This window comes from Ancylobacter gelatini, assembly GCF_022601675.1.
GTDB classification, from domain to species: Bacteria; Pseudomonadota; Alphaproteobacteria; order Rhizobiales; family Xanthobacteraceae; genus Ancylobacter; species Ancylobacter gelatini.
Genome location: NZ_JAKVIL010000002.1, coordinates 145,431 through 163,011 on the forward strand (window position 1 = coordinate 145,431; position 17,581 = coordinate 163,011).

Genomic DNA, 17,581 nt, shown 5'->3' on the forward strand with positions numbered 1-17,581 from the left:
CTCGTCGAGCGGGCTTTTATCGCCTAAGCCGCGTCGCCGGAAGGGCACAGACCGGCTCGCCTCAGACCAGCGTCCCGGCGAGGTGGCCGATCACCGCCGTCAGCGCCATCGCCAGCGCGCCCCAGAACGTCACGCGGATTGCCGCCCGCCACATCACGGCGCCGCCGGCCCGGGCGCCGACCGCGCCGAGCAAGGCGAGGAACACCAGCGAGCACAGCGTGACGCTCGCCCCGATCCAGGCCGTCGGCACCAGAATCGCGGTGGCGAGCGGTAACGCCGCGCCGGCCGCGAAACTCGCGGCGGAGGCAAGGGCGGCCTGAACCGGGCGCGCGACGCTGATTTCGGAAATACCCAGCTCGTCGCGGGCATGGGCGCCCAGCGCGTCGCCGGCCGTGAGCTGGATCGCGACCTCGCGGGCAAGGCCCGGCTCCAGCCCGCGCGCGACATAGATGCCGGCCAGTTCCTCCAGCTCGCCTATCGGATCGGTGCGCAGCTCCTCGCGCTCGCGCTTCAGGTCCGACTGCTCGGCATCGGATTGCGAGGACACCGAGACATATTCGCCCGCCGCCATCGACATCGCGCCGGCCACCAGACCGGCGAGGCCGGCGAGCAAGATATCGCCGCGCGCGGTGCTGGCGGCGGCGATGCCCACCATCAGGCTCGCGGTGGAGAGAATGCCGTCATTGGCGCCGAGCACGGCGGCGCGGAGCCAGCCGATGCGCGTGACGTAATGGCGTTCCATATGGCTGCGCATGGCGCGGGCCTCCCCCCAAGGCATGGTGCGACCCGTGTCGCCGGCATGGCTTTACACGCGCGTTACGACATACTGATGCCGCATCGAGGTATCACAAGGCGCGCCATGTTCACGCGCATCTTCGCCTGGTTCGAAAATCTGGTCGATCCGTTCCGTCCCGTACCCATCGAACGGCCGCCGGAAGGGCTTGCCGCGTTCTACTGGCACTTCGTCCGGCAGAGCGGCTGGATCTTCATAGCCGCGCTCGCCGCCGCCTTCGTGGTGGCGATCGTGGAGGTGTCGCTGTTCCGCTATATCGGCCAGATCGTCGACCTGCTGCAGAACTCCTCGCCGGGGACGATCTTCACCGACCATGGCGGCCTGCTGCTGTGGATGGCCTTCGTCGTGGTGATCGCGCGCCCGCTCGCCAATGCGTTGCATGACCTGCTGGTGCGCCAGTCCATCACCGCCAATGTCGGCAGCCTGATCCGCTGGCAGTCCTATCGCTGGGTGGTTCGCCAGTCGCTCGGGTATTTTCAGGGCGACTTCGCCGGCCGCATCGCGACCCGCGTGCTGCAGGCCGGGCCGGCGGTGCGCGGCTCCGTGGTCGAGGTGATCGACGCGCTCTGGTATGTAAGCGTCTATGCGGTGAGCGCAGTCATCCTGTTCGCCGAGGCCGACTGGCGGCTCGCCGTGCCGATGGTGGCGTGGATCGCGCTGTACATACTGGCGCTGTCGAAATTCGTGCCCGCGGTGCGGCATCTGTCGAAGACCACCTCCGAGAAGAACTCCATGCTCTCGGGCCGGATCGTCGACAGCTACACCAATGTCATGACGGTGAAGCTGTTCGCGCATGGCGACCGCGAGGACACCTATGTCCGCGACGCGCTGGAGAACCACAACCGCGCCTTCAAGGACCAGCAGCGCCAGATCACGCGGATGGCGCTGACAGTCAGCGTGCTCAACAGCGCCATGCTCGGCGCCGTGGGCGGCATCGGCATCTGGCTGTGGTCGACCGGCGCCATCAATCTCGGTGCCATCGCGCTCTCCACCGGCCTTGCCATCCGCATCACCAACATGTCCGGCTGGATCATGTGGGTGGTCACCGGCGTGTTCGAGAATGTGGGCACGGTGCAGGAGGCCATCCTCACCATCGCCCGCCCGCACACCGTGACCGACCGCGAGGCGGCGCCGGCGCTCACCGTGGCGCAGGGTGCGATCCGCTTCGAGGATCTGAGCTTCCACTACGGCAAGGGCGGCGGCGTGATCGACCATCTCGACCTCGCGCTCCAGCCGGGCGAGCGCGTCGGGCTGGTCGGGCCGTCGGGCGCGGGCAAGTCGACGCTGATGAGCCTTTTGCTGCGCTTCTACGACCCGGAGGGCGGGCGTATCCTGATCGACGGGCAGGACGTGACGGCGATCACGCAGGAATCGCTGCGCGCGAAGATCGGCGTGGTGACGCAGGACACCTCGCTGATGCACCGCTCGGTGCGCGACAACATCGCCTATGGCCGCCCGGAAGCCTCGGACGAGGAGATCTGGCAGGCCGCGCGGCGCGCCCATGCCGACGAGTTCATCGAGACGCTGGTCGACCCGCAGGGCCGCACCGGGCTCGACGCCCATGTCGGCGAGCGCGGCGTGAAGCTCTCCGGCGGTCAGCGCCAGCGCATCGCCATCGCCCGCGTGCTGCTGAAGGACGCCCCGATCCTCGTGCTCGACGAGGCGACCTCGGCGCTCGATTCGGAAATCGAGGCCGCGATCCAGGCCAATCTCGACACGCTGATGGACGGCAAGACCGTGATCGCCATCGCCCACCGGCTTTCCACCATCGCGAAGATGGACCGGCTGGTGGTGATGGAGCATGGGCGCATCGTCGAGACCGGCAGCCATGCCGAGCTGATCGCGCGCGGGGGGCTCTATGCCCGGCTGTGGAAGCGCCAGTCCGGCGGCTTCATCGACGCAGATGAGGCGGTGGTCGAGGAAGCGGCGGAATAGCGCTCACCCCGGAAAGCCCCCGGTCTGGCGCAGCGCCTCGCCGAGAATCATCGCGCCCGCCACCGCGACATTGAGCGAGCGGGTGCCGGCCGCCAGCGGGATCACGACCCGGGCGTCGGCCCGCTCATGCACAGATTCCGGCACGCCCGCGCTTTCCCGGCCGAGCAGCAGCACGTCCGATTCCGAAAAGTCGAAACCGGTATAGGCGATCGCCGCGCGGGTGGTGCACAGCACGAGCCGCCGATTCTCCCCGGCGCGCCAGCTCTCGAAGGCGGCAAAGCTGGCGTGGCGGTGGATGACGGCGCGGTCGAGATAGTCCATTCCCGCCCGCCGAAAACCGGCATCGCCCACCGGAAAACCCGCCGGCTCGATGATGTGCAGCCCGATGCCGAGGCAGGCGCTCGTGCGCGCCAGCGTTCCGGCATTCTGCGCGATATCCGGTTCAAACAGGGCCAGCGCGAGAGACATGAGACATTCCCGAAGGTTGGTAGCGGGCGCAGCGCCCGAGGGAGAATGGGGGGCAGGACGGACTGCCGCACTGCCTTCATCTGGACAAGGGGCTGTTCCGGTGCAATTAGAGGCACTCGAAGGTACGCCAGCCTGCGCAGGGTCCGCTTGCCTGCTCCGCATTGCGGAGCCGGACCGCCGGCGGGCGTGTATCTGTTGAGGGCATGAGGGGAAAGGGATCCATCGTGGCAACAACCGGGACGGCGGAAACCACGCGCCGCGACTTTCTCTATATAGCGACCGGCGCCATGGGCGCGGTCGGAGCCGCCGCTCTGGTGTGGCCTTTCGTTTCCCAATTGCAGCCCGACGCCTCGGTGCTGGCGCTGGCCTCCACGGATGTGGACATTTCGCAGATCGCCGAAGGCCAGATCGTCACCGTGAAGTGGCGCGGCAAGCCGGTCTTCGTGTGGAATCGCACCCCCGAGGACATCGCCAAGTCGAAGGAAGTGGCGCTGTCCGCGCTGCTGGACCCGATCGCGCGCAACGCCAACCTGCCGCCCGACGCCCCCGCGACCGACGAGAACCGCGCCGCCCCCGACAAGGAGCGCTGGCTGGTGGTGATCGGCATCTGCACGCATCTGGGCTGCGTGCCGATCGGCCATGCGGGCGAGTATGACGGCTGGTTCTGCCCCTGCCACGGCTCGGAATACGACCAGGCGGGCCGCGTGCGCCGCGGGCCGGCGCCGACCAACCTGGAGGTGCCGCCCTACGCCTTCGCGTCCGACACCAAGATCACCATCGGCTGATCGGCTTCAGGAAACTTATGCAATGAGCGGACACGCGACATTCGAGCCGAAGCATCCGGCACTCAAGTGGTTCGAGAGCCGGCTTCCCCTGGTCGGCCTCATCCATTCCTCCTTCATCGCCTACCCGACCCCGCGCAACCTGAACTACTGGTGGACCTTCGGCGGCATCCTGTCGCTGATGCTGGTGTGTCAGATCCTGTCGGGCGTGGTGCTGGTGATGCACTACACCCCGCATGTGACGCTCGCCTTCGACTCGGTCGAGCACATCATGCGCGACGTGTCCTATGGCTGGCTGATCCGCTACATCCACGCCAACGGCGCGTCGATGTTCTTCATCGCGGTGTACATCCACATGTTCCGCGGCCTGTATTACGGGTCCTACAAGGCGCCGCGCGAGGTGCTGTGGATCCTCGGCTGCATCATCTACCTGCTGATGATGGCGACCGCCTTCATGGGCTACGTCCTGCCGTGGGGCCAGATGAGCTTCTGGGGCGCCACCGTCATCACCAACCTGTTCTCGGCCTTCCCGGTGGTCGGCCCGACCATCGTCGAGTGGCTGTGGGGCGGGTTCTCGGTCGACAACCCGACGCTGAACCGCTTCTTCTCGCTGCACTACCTGCTGCCCTTCATGATCGCGGGCGTCGTCGTCCTGCACGTCTGGGCGCTGCATGTGGTGGGCCAGAACAACCCGACCGGCGTCGAGCCCAAGACCGAGAAGGACACCGTTCCCTTCACCCCGTACGCGACCATCAAGGACGGGTTCGGGATGGTGTGCTTCCTGATCTTCTTCGCGTGGTTCCTGTTCTACATCCCGAACTATCTCGGCCACGCCGACAACTACATCCCGGCCAACCCGCTGGTGACGCCGGCCCACATCGTGCCCGAATGGTACTACCTGCCGTTCTACGCGATGCTGCGCGCGGTGCCGGACAAGCTGGGCGGCGTGCTCACCATGTTCGGCGCGATCATCGTGTTGTTCTTCGTGCCGTGGCTGGATACCTCGAAGGTGCGCTCGGGCGTCTACCGCCCGCTGTTCAAGCAGTTCTTCTGGATCTGGATCGTGGTGTGCATCGGTCTGGGCTGGCTGGGCTCCAAGCCGGCCGAGGGCGGCTACGTCATCGCCGGCCGCATCCTCACCGTGTGGTACTTCGCGCACTTCCTCATCATCCTTCCGCTGCTCGGCCTGTTCGAGAAGCCGAAGGCGGTGCCGGCCTCGATCACCGAGGCGGTGCTGGGCAAGAAGACCAAGGGCGGCGCGCCCGCCTCGGTTGGCGCTCACGCGCCGCAGACGAAGGGTTGAGCGGACATCATGAACATGACCATGAACAAGCTCTCCTCCCTTCGTTCGCTCATCGCCCGCGCCGTCGTGGCGGCGACGCTGGTCACGGCGGCGGGCGGCCTCGCCGTCGCGGCGGAAGAAGGCGGCCACGGCTCGCCCAAGCCGCCGCGCGAGCACTGGTCCTTCGCCGGCCCGTTCGGCCGCTTCGACCAGGCCCAGCTCCAGCGCGGCTTCCAGGTGTTCAAGGAGGTTTGCGCCTCCTGCCACGGCGCGCACCTGCTGGCGTTCCGCAACCTTGCCCAGCCGGGCGGCCCGGGCTTCACCGATGCGCAGGCGCGCGTGGTCGCGGAGGGCTTCCAGATCCAGGACGGCCCGAACGACGCCGGCGACATGTTCGACCGGCCGGGTCGCCTGTCGGACCGCTGGCCCTCGCCGTTCCCCAACGAGCAGGCGGCCCGCGCCTCCAATGGCGGCGCCTATCCGCCGGATTTCTCGACCCTCGCCAAGGCGCGCACCTATGAGGTCGGCTTCCCCGGCTTCCTGATCGACATCTTCACCCAGTATCAGGAGCAGGGCCCGGACTACATCCATGCGCTGCTGAACGGTTACACCGAGCCGCCGGAAGGCTTCGCGGTCCCCGAGGGTGCGCATTACAACGCCTACTTCCCCGGCCACGCCATCAAGATGCCGCAGCCGATCTCGGAGGGTCAGGTGACCTATTCCGACGGCTCGCCGGAGACGGTCGAACAGTATTCGCGCGACGTCACCGCCTTCATGATGTGGGTGGCGGAGCCGCATCTGGAAACGCGCAAGCGCCTCGGTTTCCAGGTCATGATCTTCCTGATCGTGTTCGCCGGCCTGCTCTACTTCACCAAGAAGAAGGTATGGAAGAGCGTCGAGCACTGACCGGCTCTCACGACGATTGCCAATGCGAAAGGGCCCCGATGGGGCCCTTTTTCATGGCCGGCGTCCTCTCGTTCCGCACGGGCAGGCATTGTGGCGAGCGGCTGGCGCGCGTCGTGAGAGATCGCCGTGGCGGGTGCGTTGCAGGGTGCGTGATTGGAGCTTCATCGTCGGTGTGTGGCCGGCGCATCCGAAATCAGCCTCGGCGTGGCGGCCCCGGATGTCGTGCGGCTTGCGCACGCGCCGCACGCCAGATGGCGCACGACAGATGCCGGGCGGCAACCGTGTGCCACGCCGCGATGTCGCGCCTGCGGCGGCGATCCGGTTGTCAGTACCGGTAGTTCAGCCCGGCGCGCAGCATCTGGTGCTTGGGCGTCTCGTCGCCCAGCGTCGAGGTGATGAGGTCGACGTAGAGATATTCGGTCTTGGCGCTCCAGCGCTCGGAGATCGCATATTCGAGGCCGCCGCCCGCGGTCCACCCGGCCGTCCAGCCGCTGCCGCGCACCGACACTGGCGCCGCCCCGGTCGCCGTCCAGTTGCCGGGCGAGGTCTGGGTCTCGACGATGCCGAGCGACTGCAGCTCGACGGTGGAATAGGTCACGGCCACGCCGGCGGTGACGAAGGGCAGGAAGCGGCCGACCGCATAGCCCGCGCGCAGGCGCAGCGTGCCCAGGAACGGGGTATCGACCCGCGCCATGCCGGTTGCATCAAGGCGCTGATTGGCACTGAGCGGCACGATGCCGGCGAAGTCGAGGCCCTCGTCGAGCCCGCTATAGGCAACGTCCGCCTCGATGCCGAGCACGCCGCCATCGGCATAGGCCTGATTATAGCCGAAGGTGGCGCCGACCGCGTAGGACTCGCGCTTGCCGTCGCACAGCCCGCCGACGCAGCCATAACTCTGCCCCACCAGGCCGACGGCTCCGGCGATCGAGTTATGGTCTAGGCTGCTGACCACGCCGCCGGCCACGCCGCCGAGATAGAAGCCGGTCCAGTCGACCGCCGGCGTGGACGAGGTAACAGGAATAACCGCGGGAATATCGGCTGCGTGCGCGGCGGGCGCCATCAGGCCGGCGACAGCCAGCACCGCGAGTTTGACCCCAAGTTTCATCGTGCCGCCCCCCGACGGTCCCCTGACATGCCCACGTCCACATGCCGGCGCGCGGCCGGCAACCCCCAGACTGACCGCGCGGCCCTGCGGTTTCAACCGCCCCGATCATCGGGCCGGCGGCCCTGCGCGCCCCGGTTCCAGAACCTGTTCCGAACCGGTGGAATCACCCGGCCGGAAAACGCTCTAGTTCGCGAAGCGGAAGTGAAGCACATCCCCGTCCGCAACGACATATTCCTTGCCTTCCAGCCGCAGCCGGCCGGCGTCGCGCGCGCCCGCTTCGCCATTGCCCTTCACGTAATCGTCAAAGGCGATGGTCTCGGCACGGATGAAACCCTTCTCGAAATCGCTGTGGATAACGCCCGCCGCCGCCGGAGCCTTGGTGCCTGCGGTGATGGTCCAGGCGCGGGCTTCTTTCGGCCCGACGGTGAAATAGGTCACCAGCTTCAGCAACTCGTAGCCGGCGCGGATGACGCGGTTCAGGCCGGGCTCGTCGAGTTCGATGGCTTCGAGATACTCGGTCTGCTCCTCGGGCGGCAGCACGGCGATCTCGCTCTCGATCTTGGCCGAGACCACGACCGCCTTGGCGCCTTCCTTGGCGGCCTGCGCGAACACCTGCGCGGAGAGGGCGTTGCCGTCCTTGGCCGAGGCTTCCTCGACATTGCAGACATACAGCACGGGCTTTGAGGACAGGAGGCCGAGCATGCGGAACGCCTTCTCCTCCTCGGGCTTCACGTCGACGAGGCGGGCCGGCTTGCCCTCGCGCAGCAGCACCAGCGCGCGGTTGATCAGGTCGATGGCTTCCTTGGCTTCCTTGTCGCCGCCCTTCGCCTTCTTCTCCAGCGCGCCGGCGCGCTTCTCGAGGCTGTCCAGGTCGGCCAGCATCAGCTCGGTCTCGATGGTGTCGATGTCGTTCAGCGGGGCGATCTTGCCCTCGACATGGGTGACGTCGCCATCCTCGAAGCAGCGCACCACATGGGCGATGGCGTCGCATTCGCGAATATTGGCGAGGAACTGGTTGCCGAGACCCTCGCCCTTGGAGGCACCGCGCACCAAGCCGGCAATGTCGACGAAGGTCAGCCGGGTCGGGATGATCTGGCCCGAGCCGGCGATCTTCGCCAGCGTATCAAGCCGGGGATCGGGCACCGCGACGTCGCCGACATTGGGCTCGATGGTGCAGAACGGGTAATTGGCCGCCTGCGCTGCCGCGGTCTGCGTCAGCGCGTTGAAGAGGGTCGACTTGCCGACGTTCGGCAGGCCGACAATGCCGCATTTGAAGCCCATGGGGTCGGTGCTCGCGATCGCTTGAAGGTTGTGGCCGTTGGTTAGGCCATCGGCGGGCCGGCAGGCAAGCCTCAAGCCCGTAATTTGGGGTTCAGCCGGGCTTCATGCCGGCCCGGCCGCTCGGTACGGGGTCGCCGAAGCCGCGCTGCTCCATGAAGAGGTGCAGCCGGCTCTGGAATTCCTCGAGCTTGTGCGCGACCAGCAGCTCGGCCAGATCCGCGCAGCCTTCGCACACCGCGCCCACCCAGTCGCGCTCGGCCTTGGCGAAGTCGCTCAGCACATAGTTGTGCACCAGCGCCTTGTCGCCGGGATGGCCGATGCCGAGCCGGACGCGGCCATACTCGTTGCCGCAATGGGCGGTGATCGAGCGCAGGCCGTTATGGCCGGCATTGCCGCCGCCGCGCTTCACCCGCACCTTGGCGGGCGGCAGGTCGAGCTCGTCGTGGAAGGCGAACACGTCGCGCAGGTCGATCTTGTAGAAGCGCTGCGCCTCGGCGACCGCGCGGCCGCTTTCGTTCATGAAGGTTTCCGGCAGCAGCGCGACCACCTTCTCGCCGGCGATCTCGCCCTCGCAGGCGGCGCCCTGGAAGCGGCGGCGCCAGGGGGAAAAGCGATGGCGCCGGGCGATGGCGTCGACGGCCATGAAACCGATATTGTGCCGGTTGCCGGCATATTTCGGCCCGGGATTGCCGAGCCCCGTGAACAGGTACACAGCTGGCCTCCGCGCGAGCTAAAAGAAATGGAGCCGGAAGCGGACTTCCGGCTCCCTGTTCAGGAGAGGCTGACGAACGGGCCCGAGCCCGCCCCGGTCACGCCTTGGTGGCGGAGCTGGCGGCAGCGGCCGCAGCGGCGGCGGCTTCGTCTTCCTCGGCGTCCTTGAGGCCCGACGGCGCCACGATGGTGGCCAGCGTGTCGTCGCCATGGCCGGCCCAGGTCACGCCCGCCGGCAGCTTCACCGCCGAGAGGTGGATCGAGTCGCCGAAGCTGAAGCCGGTGATGTCGACCTCGATCGCCTCGGGGATGGCGTCGGAGGGGACGTTCAGCGAGACGGTGTGGCTGACGACGTTCAGCGTCGCGCCTTCCTTGATCACCGGCGCGGTGTCGGCGTTCAGGAAGTGCACGGGCACGTCGACGGTCAGGCTGGCGCCGACGGCGACGCGCAGGAAGTCGACGTGAACCGGCAGATCCTTGAGCGGGTCGAGCTGGTAGTCGCGCGGGATCACGCGGTGCTTCTCGCCCTCGACGTCGACGCTGAACAGCGTGGTCAGGAAGTGGCCGGCATAGATGGTGCGGGTGATCTGCGTGTGGTCGAGCGAGATCGTGACGGGGGCCTTCCCGTCGCCGTAGATCACGGCGGGGACGCGACCGGCGCGGCGTTCGGCGCGAGCGGCCCCCTTGCCGACCTTCGCGCGGGCCGTCGCCTTCAGTTCCTTGATGGCGGTCATGGCATAAGTCCTTGCATATGGTGCAAAAGCAGAAGGCCGCTCGCGCGGCCCCATCTTTCGCGGCTGGGTATCGGATCGGCCGCGGCGCGCCTCCAGGGGTGCGGAAAGGCCACGAGCCGGGGCGGCTCATAGCAGCAAAAGCGTTGCGGGGCAATGCGCGCGCCGCAGCCGGCGCTTTAGAACTTGCCGAGCACGCCCGCCTTCAACAGGCCGCTGCCGTCGCTGTCGGGGGCAATCGAGCGCTGCACGCTGATATAGCGCTCATAGGAGCCGAGTGGCGAGCGCAGCTCAAGTCCGGTGGTGACGGTCTGGGTGCTGTTCATCTCGACGCTGGCGCCGAGCTTCTCATTGCCGAGCCCGAGCGGGGCGAGCGGCATGGAATAGGTGCTGCCGACGGCGAGATTGTCATACAGCGAGGGCACGCCCGTGCTCGCCGCCGCCCCGACCGCGCCGGTGCTGTAGATGGTCAGATTGTCCTGCTCGAAGCCGACCCGGCCCTTGATCTCGCCGGAGCCGCCGCCCGCGCTGGTCGACAGCGCGCCGGAAACCGGCGCCGAGGCGCTCGCATTGGTGGAAACGGCAAGGCTCGCCGGCCCCTGCTTCAGCTCCAGCTTGGTCGGCACGGAGGCGGATTTCGGCGCGGCGACGGATTTGCGCTCGGGCAGTTTGGCCGGGGCGGCGCCGGAGGTCACGCCGACGCTGCCGAGCAGCGCGTTCCACAGCGAGGGCGCCGGCGCCTCGCCAGCCTCGACCAGCGCGCCCTGCATGGCCGCATCCGCGTCCTCGTCGCTCATATATTCGCTGTCCGCCGGCTGCGTGGTGGCGGCGGCTTCCGCCTGAGCGGCGATGGCCGCGGCCTCGGTTTGCGCCGCGACGGCGGCATCGGAGGCGCGCTGGGCGGCCTCATAGGGCGATTCGCCGGCGGGCGAGAGCAGGATGACCGTGATGCTGCCCCAGGGGTTGGTCGGAGCCGGAGCACCCGTCGTCTGGGCGGCCGCCGGCAGCGCCAGCAACGTGAACGGCAGGATGAAGGAGAGGCGTGCCGCCAGATGGGCGCGCGGCAGGGCTCGTTTCATGCGTCGTCCGTCCTGTAGCTTGGTGGAGCGGCAAAGCCTGCGGACGAAGTGTGGAGCGATCATGGCGCAATGCACAACGACCGCGATTTTTCGCGAAATGCTGCGCGTGCGCAGGTAGTTGAATGGCGGATCGCCAGCAGGAAATGCGCGGCTGCGACCAATGAGACACAGCAAGGGGCGCCGCAGCGCCCCTTTTCGTCCGACGGATCGCGCGTTGCCGGCTCAGTTGAACAGGCTGGAAACGCTCTCTTCATGCGCGGTACGGCCGATGGCCTCCGCCAGCAGGCTGGCGATCGAGATGACACGGATGTTGCGCGCCACCCGCACCGCCTCGGTCGGCTGGATGGTGTCGGTGATCACCAGTTCCTTGAGATTGGAGGCGGTGACGCGCGCCACAGCGCCGCCGGAGAGCACGCCATGGGTGATGTAGGCGTGGACTTCGGTCGCGCCGCGCGCCAGCAGGGCATCGGCCGCGTTCACCAGCGTGCCACCGGAATCGATGATGTCGTCGACGAGGATGCAGCGGCGTCCCTCGACATCGCCGATCACGTTCATCACCTCGCTCTCGCCGGGGCGCTCGCGGCGCTTGTCGACGATGGCGAGCTGGGCGTCGATGCGCTTGGCCAGCGCGCGGGCGCGCACCACGCCGCCGACATCGGGCGAGACCACGGTGATGTTGGACAAATCGAACCGTGCCTTGATGTCCTGCACCATGACCGGCGCGGCGAACAGATTGTCGGTCGGGATGTCGAAGAAGCCCTGGATCTGGCCGGCGTGCAGGTCGACGGTCAGCACGCGGTCAGCGCCGGCATGGGTGATGAGGTTGGCGACCAGCTTGGCCGAGATCGGCGTGCGGCCGGAGGAACGGCGGTCCTGCCGGGCATAGCCGAAATAGGGCAGCACGGCGGTGATGCGGCGGGCGGAGGAACGGCGCAGCGCATCGGTGATGATGAGCAGTTCCATCAGGTGGTCATTGGTCGGGAAGGAGGTGGACTGCAGGATGAACACATCCTTGCCGCGCACATTCTCCTGAATCTCGACGAAGATCTCCATATCGGCGAAACGCCGCACCACAGCCTTGCTCAGCGGCGTGTTGAGGTAGGCGCCGATCGCCTCGCCCAGAGGCCTGTTGCTATTGCCGGCGACGATTTTTATCGACCCGTTATCACTCGACATTCCGGCACGCTCCCAGCCGTACTATCTCACCGTGCGGCCGTCGCAAGACCGTCGCGAAGCCCTGATAGGCGGGCGAGGGCGTGCTGTAAAGCACTGGAGGCTCCAAGTTCTGCCGTGCAGACGCGCAGCGGGTGCAGCGCGGCCTTTCGATCACGGATGCGCGGCGAAGGTGAGGGCGGTGGCGCCGACGGTCGGCTCGGCGTCGCTGGGCAGCGCATCGTCGGCCGGCGCGCTCGAGGCGACCTGCGGGCCGTCATCGGTGCGGATGTCAGGTGCTTCCTCGGTGGCCGGCGCGACCGCCGGCTCGCTGCGCACCGGAGCGGAAGGCCCGCCGGCAAGGCGAGAGCCGATTTCATCGAGGCTTTGCGCGGCGATGCGCTGGAGCGTGGCATCGTCGACCTGGTTCCACACGTCCTTGCCCTTGCCGATGGTCTCGACGCCGGCCACGCGCAGCACGCGCTCGCGGTCCTTGTCGAACACGTCCCACACCCAGTCCACCGAGCCCTTGTCGCCGTCGACCGAGGCGGCGAGATAGCCGCGCACCCGATAGGTGGCCTCGCCGTTGCGCGAGACGACATGCATCCGGCGGGCGTCGGCGGCGGTGGAGAGATTGGCGACCAGCTTGTTGAAAACCGGCTCCGGCGGGCCATCGATCGATTCGAAGGCGATGGCGCGGGGCGCGCCGGAGGAGAGGGCGGCGCTGGCAGTGGGGGAATTGCCGCCGCCGGTCTGGCAGGCCGCGAGCGCGAGGGAACCGAAAAGAACCGCCGCTACCGGAAGCAGTCGGGCGGGGCGCTGGCGAAGGCGATCGGTCATGGGGCGCGGTTTCTCTCGAGAGCCGGGCATCCGCGCATCCCGCAACGGGATGCCTCGCGGCCGCCGCAATCCTTAAGAAACCGTTAATGCTATTTGACCAGCAGGTCCAGAGGCGCGTCGGTCGCACACTCGTTACCGTTAACGGTGACGAGGTAGGTGCGCCCGAGGCACATGGCGGTCGAGGTCTCGCTGTCCATCAGGATCATGTGGGCGAACATGACCATGCCCGGCTCCAGCACCCAGTCATTGCCGGCATAGAACATGGGCGGGTCCATCCAGGACGGGGTGAACTTGGCGCCGAGCGAATAGCCGCAGGCGGCGAGGCGATGCCCGGCGAGGCCGTGGCCGTCCATGACATGGGCGTGGGCGGTGAACACGTCGCCGGCGGTCTTGCCGGGCACGATGGCGTGGGCGCAGGCTTCCAGCGCCTGCCTGGCGGCGGCGAAGAGTTCGAGGTGCCGGTCGCGCGGCGGGCCGACGATCACCGTCTCCATCATCGCCGCGTGGTAGTGGCGATAGGCGCCGGCCCATTCCAGCGTGATCTGGTCCTCGCCCTCCAGCCGGCGGCGGCCGGATTTGTAGCGGCACAGCAGCGCGTCCGGGCCGGAGCCGATGATGAACTCGTTGGCGGGATAGTCGCCGCCGCCCTTGAAGATCGCGCCCTGCATGCCGGCGAGGATGTCGCCCTCGTCGACGCCGTCGCCGATCATGTCGATGGCGACGTCGCGCGCCGCCAGTGCGAGTTTCGCCGCCTGCTTCACATAAAGGATTTCCGCCGGCGACTTCACCGCGCGCAGCCGGTCGACGAGGCGCGAGGCGTCCTCCAGCGTCGCGAAGCCGTCAAAGGCGGCGTCGAGCTTCTTTCCATTGGCGGCGGTCAGGCCGTAGCTCTCATATTCGACGCCGATGCGCGCGCCCGTGCCGCCGAGATCAGCCACCATGTCGCGCAATTGCTGCTGCGGGGTGGCGTCGGCGCGGTCGGTCCAGACGCGGACATCCTCGATCAGCGAGGTGTGCTGCGCCTGCCGCAGGTCCGCCGAGCGGGTGAGCAGCGCCAGCCGGCCGTCGGCGGAAAGGTAGAGCGCCTGGAAGAAGCAGAAGCCGAACGTGTCGTAGCCGGTCAGCCAGTACATCGATTCCTGCTGGAACATCAGCAGCCCGTCGAGCCGGCGCGCCGCGAGTTCGGCCAGCAGGCGCTGCCTGCGGCGCTCGAATTCCGGGGCGGTGAAATGCAGCGTCATGGCGCCCTCTCAGGCCAGGGTGATGGCGGCGATCAGCCGGCCGTAATCGGGCTCGCCGCGATGGGTGGTGCGGCGGTAGCTGAAGAAGCGCGCCTCGTCGGAATAGGTGTCGAGGCATAGATCGTCGATCTGGCCCACGCCGATCGTCTCCAGCCGCGCCCGGATATAGCCGGGCAGGTCGAACATGGCGTGGTGGTCGCGCTCGGAAGGCGCGAAGAAGCGGATATTGGCATGGTCGAGCGCCGTCAGCGTGCTGACGAATTCCGGCCCGACCTCATAGCTCTGCTGGCGGATCAGCGGGCCGATGGCGGCGACGATGCGCTCGCGCTTCGCCCCCAGCTCTTCCATGCGCGCGATGGTGGAATCCAGCACGCCGCCCACCGCGCCCTTCCAGCCGGAATGGGCGGCGGCCACCACGCGGGCCTCGCCATCGGCGAACAGGACGGGCCCGCAATCGGCGATGGCGACGCCGACCGCGATGCCGGGCGTATTGGTCGCCACCGCATCCGCCTTGGGCCGCTCGCCCCAGGGCGCGGAGGCGATGAGGCAGTCCGGCGAGTGGATCTGCCAGCAGGTGAGCAGATGGCCGTCCGGCACGCCGAGCGCGCGGGCCATGCGCGCGCGGTTCTCGGCGACATTTTCGGGGGCGTCGTTGGAGCCGGTGCCGCCATTCAGCCCGGCATAGATGCCCTGCGAGACGCCGCCCTCGCGGGTGAAGAAGGCGTGGCGGATTCCGGGGAGCGCGGCGAGCGCCGGGGATTCGACCTTCATGATTCCACCTTCTTGCCTGTCGGGAAGACATCCTGCGGCGCGAATCCCGCCGCGCCGCCAAGGGCAGGATGCACCAGCGCGAGCGCCTTGAAGAGGGCCCCCATCTCGCCTTCGCCGCTACCGGCGAGCCGGCGGGTGGCGGCATCGATGGCGGCGGCGGCTTCGGGCGCTGCTTTCGCCTTCAGCCGCTCCGCCCGCGCGGCGATGCCGAGCCGGGCGAGAAACGCGCCCTGCGGGATCGGGCCGAGGGCGAGCGCGCCGGCCGCCATCCCCGCCTGCGCCAGCGCGGAGAAATCGACATGGGCGGTGAGGTCGGCGTCGCCGGGATGGGCGAGCACCTCGTCATAGGCGTGGGATTTCAACGCCTGCAGCGTGTCGCCGAAGCCGCCAGCATGGCCGTAATCGATGAACAGCGCCGCGCCGCCTTCGCGCGAGACGCGGGCGGCGATGTCGCCGGCGATGGCGGTGCCCGAGGGGCAGACTTCCAGCAGCGCGCCCTCCCGCGCTGCCATCAGCCGCGCGGCGTCGGCCGGGTCGGGACGCGCATCGGGGCGCAGGCCGAAAGCGAGGGCACCATCCTCGCCAAGCCCCACCATGCGCTCGGCGATGCCGGTGGCGGTGCGGACGAACTGGCGGATCGGCAGCGCGTCGAAGAACTCGTTGGCGAGCAGGATCAGCGGCCCGTCCGGGATGTCCTCGAACCGCCCGCGCCAGTCGACGGGGTAGGCGGACAGCGTCGCGGCCTGCTTCTCGCGCAGGCGCGGGGAGGCTTCCACCAGCACGACCTGCGCGGCCTCGTGAAAGCCGGGCACGATACGGGTGGCGCGCAGCACGTCCGCCATCATGGTGCCGCGGCCGGGGCCAAGCTCGGCGAGGATGAGGCGGGCGGGCGAGCCCATGCGCATCCAGCAATCGGCGGCCCACAGGCCCAGCAGTTCGCCGAACATCTGGCTGATCTCCGGCGCGGTGACGAAATCACCGGCCGCGCCGAAGGGTTCATGGGTGGTGTAATAGCCGTGCTGCGGGTGGAACAGGCACTCGGCCATGTACTCGGCAACGTTCATCGGCCCGCCGGCGGAAATCCGCCGGGCGAGAAGATGGGCGAGCGCAGTGCTCATGACGCCGCGCCGCCCAGCGCCGGCCGGTGCCGCGCGCGCAGGATCAGCGTGAGGCCGACCGCGAGCATGGGCAGCGAAAGCACCATGCCCATGGTGACGAAGCCGCCCGCGAGATAGCCGAGCTGCGGATCGGGCTCGCGCACGAATTCCACGATGATCCGCGCGAGGCCGTACATCAGCACGAACAGGCCGGCCACCAGACCGGGGCGCGCCAGCCCGCCGCGCCGGATCACCAGCATCAGCACCGCGAAGATGAGAAGTCCTTCCAGCCCGGCCTCGTAGAGCTGGCTCGGGTGGCGCGGCAGCGGGCCGCCATGGGGGAACACGAAGGCCCAGGGCACATCGGTCGTCCGGCCCCACAATTCGCCATTGATGAAATTGGCGAGGCGTCCGAGGAACAGCCCGATCGGCACCACCGCGGCGGCGATGTCCAGCATGGAGAGCAGCGGCAGGCCGCGCCGGCGGCAGAACAGCGCCATGGCGAGGATGGAGCCGAGGAAGCCGCCATGGAACGACATGCCGCCATGCCAGACGGTGAGCGCCTGCAACGGGTTCTCGACGTAATAGGCGAGGTTGTAGAACAGCACATAGCCGATGCGCCCGCCGAGGATGACGCCGAGGGCGACCCAGACGATGGCGTCGTCGAACTCTTCCGGCGCGATCGGCGCCTTGCCGCCCCAGAGCGCGGGGCTCGCGCACAGCTTCTTGGCGAGCCACCAGCCGATCAGCAGCCCCGCCACATAAGCCAGCGCGTACCAGCGTATGGCGAAGGGGCCGAGCTCGATCAGCACCGGGTCGATGGCGGGGAAGGGGAGTGCGAGCAAGGGCAGCATGGGTCCGTCGCTTTCCGGGGCAGGCCGGTCGCCCGCAGGCGGCACGGGTATCGCGGCATCGTTTGCGGGTGTGCCTGCGTCGCGTGACGGGATCAAGGCCTTAAGCGGCGCGTGGAGTTGTGCGCTGCACTTGCGAAGCGGAGCCGCGCGCCCCATTGTCTCTTGAGGGAAACGGCTGCGCGAGTGGACCGATCTTCGGTGCCCAGACCGGGAGTAATGAGCATGACCCAGACCACCAGCCGCATTTTCGATGATTTCGCCAAGCTCATGAACGACGCCGCCGGCGTCGCCACCGGCGTGCGCCGCGAGGCGGAAACCGTGATGCGGGCTCAGGCCGATCGCATCCTGCGCGAGCTGGACGTGGTGACGCGCGAGGAATTCGAGACCGTCAAGGAACTCGCCGCCGCCGCGCGCGAGGAGAATGAGCGGTTGGAGGCCCGCATCGCGGCGCTGGAAGCCAAGCTCAGCCCGCCGGATTCACTGGGCTGAGGCCCTCCTTCCGGGCCGGGCTTGTGGACGGGCGCCAAGCGCGCTTGCGAGGGGGCACCGAATC

General features: G+C 68.2%; 18 protein-coding genes. 5 read left to right on the top strand and 13 right to left on the bottom strand.

Annotated elements, in window-relative coordinates; all coding sequences use genetic code 11:
• Positions 1-61: 61 nt before the first annotated feature.
• Positions 62-754 (bottom strand): VIT1/CCC1 transporter family protein, encoded by a 693-nt coding sequence (locus MKI84_RS03905; RefSeq protein WP_241616664.1) that lies wholly within the window; start codon positions 752-754, stop codon positions 62-64.
• A 105-nt stretch (positions 755-859) separates the two neighbouring features.
• Here MKI84_RS03905 and MKI84_RS03910 point away from each other — a divergent pair, with 105 nt between their 5' ends.
• Entirely contained in the window at positions 860-2,728 is a 1,869-nt protein-coding gene (locus MKI84_RS03910; protein ID WP_245404633.1) for an ABC transporter ATP-binding protein, read from the top strand.
• A gap of 3 nt (positions 2,729-2,731) precedes the next feature.
• On the opposite strand, the gene MKI84_RS03915 is transcribed toward MKI84_RS03910, so the two are convergent.
• Positions 2,732-3,196 carry a tRNA (cytidine(34)-2'-O)-methyltransferase gene (locus MKI84_RS03915; protein WP_241616665.1) on the bottom strand — a complete coding sequence of 155 codons (465 nt, stop codon included), beginning with the start codon at positions 3,194-3,196 and terminating at the stop codon, positions 2,732-2,734.
• A gap of 224 nt (positions 3,197-3,420) precedes the next feature.
• Here MKI84_RS03915 and petA point away from each other — a divergent pair, with 224 nt between their 5' ends.
• From petA to MKI84_RS20755, 3 genes are read left to right on the top strand one after another with little or no spacing between them, the layout of a single operon-like run.
• Positions 3,421-3,981 carry a ubiquinol-cytochrome c reductase iron-sulfur subunit gene (gene petA / locus MKI84_RS03920; RefSeq protein WP_241616666.1) on the top strand — a complete coding sequence of 187 codons (561 nt, stop codon included), beginning with the start codon at positions 3,421-3,423 and terminating at the stop codon, positions 3,979-3,981.
• Positions 3,982-4,003: 22 nt separating this feature from the next.
• Entirely contained in the window at positions 4,004-5,281 is a 1,278-nt protein-coding gene (locus MKI84_RS20750; protein WP_241616667.1) for a cytochrome b, read from the top strand.
• Between the two features lie 9 nt (positions 5,282-5,290).
• Positions 5,291-6,166, top strand: a complete 876-nt coding sequence (locus MKI84_RS20755) for a cytochrome c1 (protein ID WP_241616668.1) — start codon at positions 5,291-5,293, stop codon at positions 6,164-6,166.
• 325 nt (positions 6,167-6,491) lie between these two features.
• Here the strand turns inward: MKI84_RS20755 and MKI84_RS03935 are convergent, their stop codons facing one another.
• The 11 genes from MKI84_RS03935 to lgt form a co-directional block, all read right to left on the bottom strand.
• On the bottom strand, positions 6,492-7,271 hold the full coding sequence (locus tag MKI84_RS03935; RefSeq protein ID WP_241616669.1) for an outer membrane protein: 780 nt from the start codon (positions 7,269-7,271) through the stop codon (positions 6,492-6,494).
• 183 nt (positions 7,272-7,454) lie between these two features.
• Positions 7,455-8,552, bottom strand: coding sequence for a redox-regulated ATPase YchF (gene ychF / locus MKI84_RS03940; RefSeq protein WP_241616670.1), 1,098 nt, complete (start codon positions 8,550-8,552; stop codon positions 7,455-7,457).
• A 91-nt stretch (positions 8,553-8,643) separates the two neighbouring features.
• A complete protein-coding gene (gene pth / locus MKI84_RS03945; protein ID WP_241616671.1) occupies positions 8,644-9,264 on the bottom strand; it encodes an aminoacyl-tRNA hydrolase in 621 nt (206 codons plus the stop codon).
• Positions 9,265-9,361: 97 nt separating this feature from the next.
• A complete protein-coding gene (locus MKI84_RS03950) occupies positions 9,362-9,997 on the bottom strand; it encodes a 50S ribosomal protein L25/general stress protein Ctc (protein WP_241616672.1) in 636 nt (211 codons plus the stop codon).
• Positions 9,998-10,173: 176 nt separating this feature from the next.
• Positions 10,174-11,073, bottom strand: a complete 900-nt coding sequence (locus MKI84_RS03955; protein ID WP_241616673.1) for a hypothetical protein — start codon at positions 11,071-11,073, stop codon at positions 10,174-10,176.
• A 222-nt stretch (positions 11,074-11,295) separates the two neighbouring features.
• Positions 11,296-12,249 (bottom strand): ribose-phosphate pyrophosphokinase, encoded by a 954-nt coding sequence (locus tag MKI84_RS03960; protein WP_241616674.1) that lies wholly within the window; start codon positions 12,247-12,249, stop codon positions 11,296-11,298.
• 150 nt (positions 12,250-12,399) lie between these two features.
• A complete protein-coding gene (locus tag MKI84_RS03965) occupies positions 12,400-13,065 on the bottom strand; it encodes a hypothetical protein (RefSeq protein WP_241616675.1) in 666 nt (221 codons plus the stop codon).
• A gap of 89 nt (positions 13,066-13,154) precedes the next feature.
• Positions 13,155-14,306: a M24 family metallopeptidase gene (locus tag MKI84_RS03970; RefSeq protein WP_241616676.1), complete on the bottom strand. Its 1,152-nt coding sequence runs from the start codon at positions 14,304-14,306 to the stop codon at positions 13,155-13,157.
• Between the two features lie 9 nt (positions 14,307-14,315).
• Entirely contained in the window at positions 14,316-15,077 is a 762-nt protein-coding gene (gene pgeF / locus MKI84_RS03975; RefSeq protein ID WP_241616678.1) for a peptidoglycan editing factor PgeF, read from the bottom strand.
• Entirely contained in the window at positions 15,074-16,195 is a 1,122-nt protein-coding gene (locus tag MKI84_RS03980) for a class I SAM-dependent methyltransferase (protein WP_241616679.1), read from the bottom strand. The genes pgeF and MKI84_RS03980 overlap by 4 nt, the downstream gene beginning before the upstream one ends.
• Positions 16,192-17,028 carry a prolipoprotein diacylglyceryl transferase gene (gene lgt / locus MKI84_RS03985; RefSeq protein WP_241616680.1) on the bottom strand — a complete coding sequence of 279 codons (837 nt, stop codon included), beginning with the start codon at positions 17,026-17,028 and terminating at the stop codon, positions 16,192-16,194. Before lgt ends, MKI84_RS03980 begins: the two co-directional genes overlap by 4 nt.
• A gap of 222 nt (positions 17,029-17,250) precedes the next feature.
• On the opposite strand from lgt, the gene MKI84_RS03990 reads away from it, so the two are divergent.
• Positions 17,251-17,517: an accessory factor UbiK family protein gene (locus tag MKI84_RS03990; protein WP_241616681.1), complete on the top strand. Its 267-nt coding sequence runs from the start codon at positions 17,251-17,253 to the stop codon at positions 17,515-17,517.
• Positions 17,518-17,581: the final 64 nt, after the last annotated feature.

Bases quoted from the DNA above. Each gene is read 5' to 3' on its own strand.
- pgeF (WP_241616678.1), bottom strand. From the start codon at position 15,077: ATGAAGGTCGAATCCCCGGCGCTCGCCGCGCTCCCCGGAATCCGCCAC.
- MKI84_RS03935 (WP_241616669.1), bottom strand. From the start codon at position 7,271: ATGAAACTTGGGGTCAAACTCGCGGTGCTGGCTGTCGCCGGCCTGATG.
- MKI84_RS20750 (WP_241616667.1), top strand. From the start codon at position 4,004: ATGAGCGGACACGCGACATTCGAGCCGAAGCATCCGGCACTCAAGTGG.
- MKI84_RS03915 (WP_241616665.1), bottom strand. From the start codon at position 3,196: ATGTCTCTCGCGCTGGCCCTGTTTGAACCGGATATCGCGCAGAATGCC.
- ychF (WP_241616670.1), bottom strand. From the start codon at position 8,552: ATGGGCTTCAAATGCGGCATTGTCGGCCTGCCGAACGTCGGCAAGTCG.
- MKI84_RS03965 (WP_241616675.1), bottom strand. From the start codon at position 13,065: ATGACCGATCGCCTTCGCCAGCGCCCCGCCCGACTGCTTCCGGTAGCG.
- MKI84_RS03955 (WP_241616673.1), bottom strand. From the start codon at position 11,073: ATGAAACGAGCCCTGCCGCGCGCCCATCTGGCGGCACGCCTCTCCTTC.
- MKI84_RS03990 (WP_241616681.1), top strand. From the start codon at position 17,251: ATGACCCAGACCACCAGCCGCATTTTCGATGATTTCGCCAAGCTCATG.
- MKI84_RS03980 (WP_241616679.1), bottom strand. From the start codon at position 16,195: ATGAGCACTGCGCTCGCCCATCTTCTCGCCCGGCGGATTTCCGCCGGC.
- MKI84_RS03910 (WP_245404633.1), top strand. From the start codon at position 860: ATGTTCACGCGCATCTTCGCCTGGTTCGAAAATCTGGTCGATCCGTTC.
- MKI84_RS03960 (WP_241616674.1), bottom strand. From the start codon at position 12,249: ATGTCGAGTGATAACGGGTCGATAAAAATCGTCGCCGGCAATAGCAAC.
- lgt (WP_241616680.1), bottom strand. From the start codon at position 17,028: ATGCTGCCCTTGCTCGCACTCCCCTTCCCCGCCATCGACCCGGTGCTG.
- MKI84_RS03950 (WP_241616672.1), bottom strand. From the start codon at position 9,997: ATGACCGCCATCAAGGAACTGAAGGCGACGGCCCGCGCGAAGGTCGGC.
- MKI84_RS20755 (WP_241616668.1), top strand. From the start codon at position 5,291: ATGAACATGACCATGAACAAGCTCTCCTCCCTTCGTTCGCTCATCGCC.
- MKI84_RS03905 (WP_241616664.1), bottom strand. From the start codon at position 754: ATGCGCAGCCATATGGAACGCCATTACGTCACGCGCATCGGCTGGCTC.
- MKI84_RS03970 (WP_241616676.1), bottom strand. From the start codon at position 14,306: ATGACGCTGCATTTCACCGCCCCGGAATTCGAGCGCCGCAGGCAGCGC.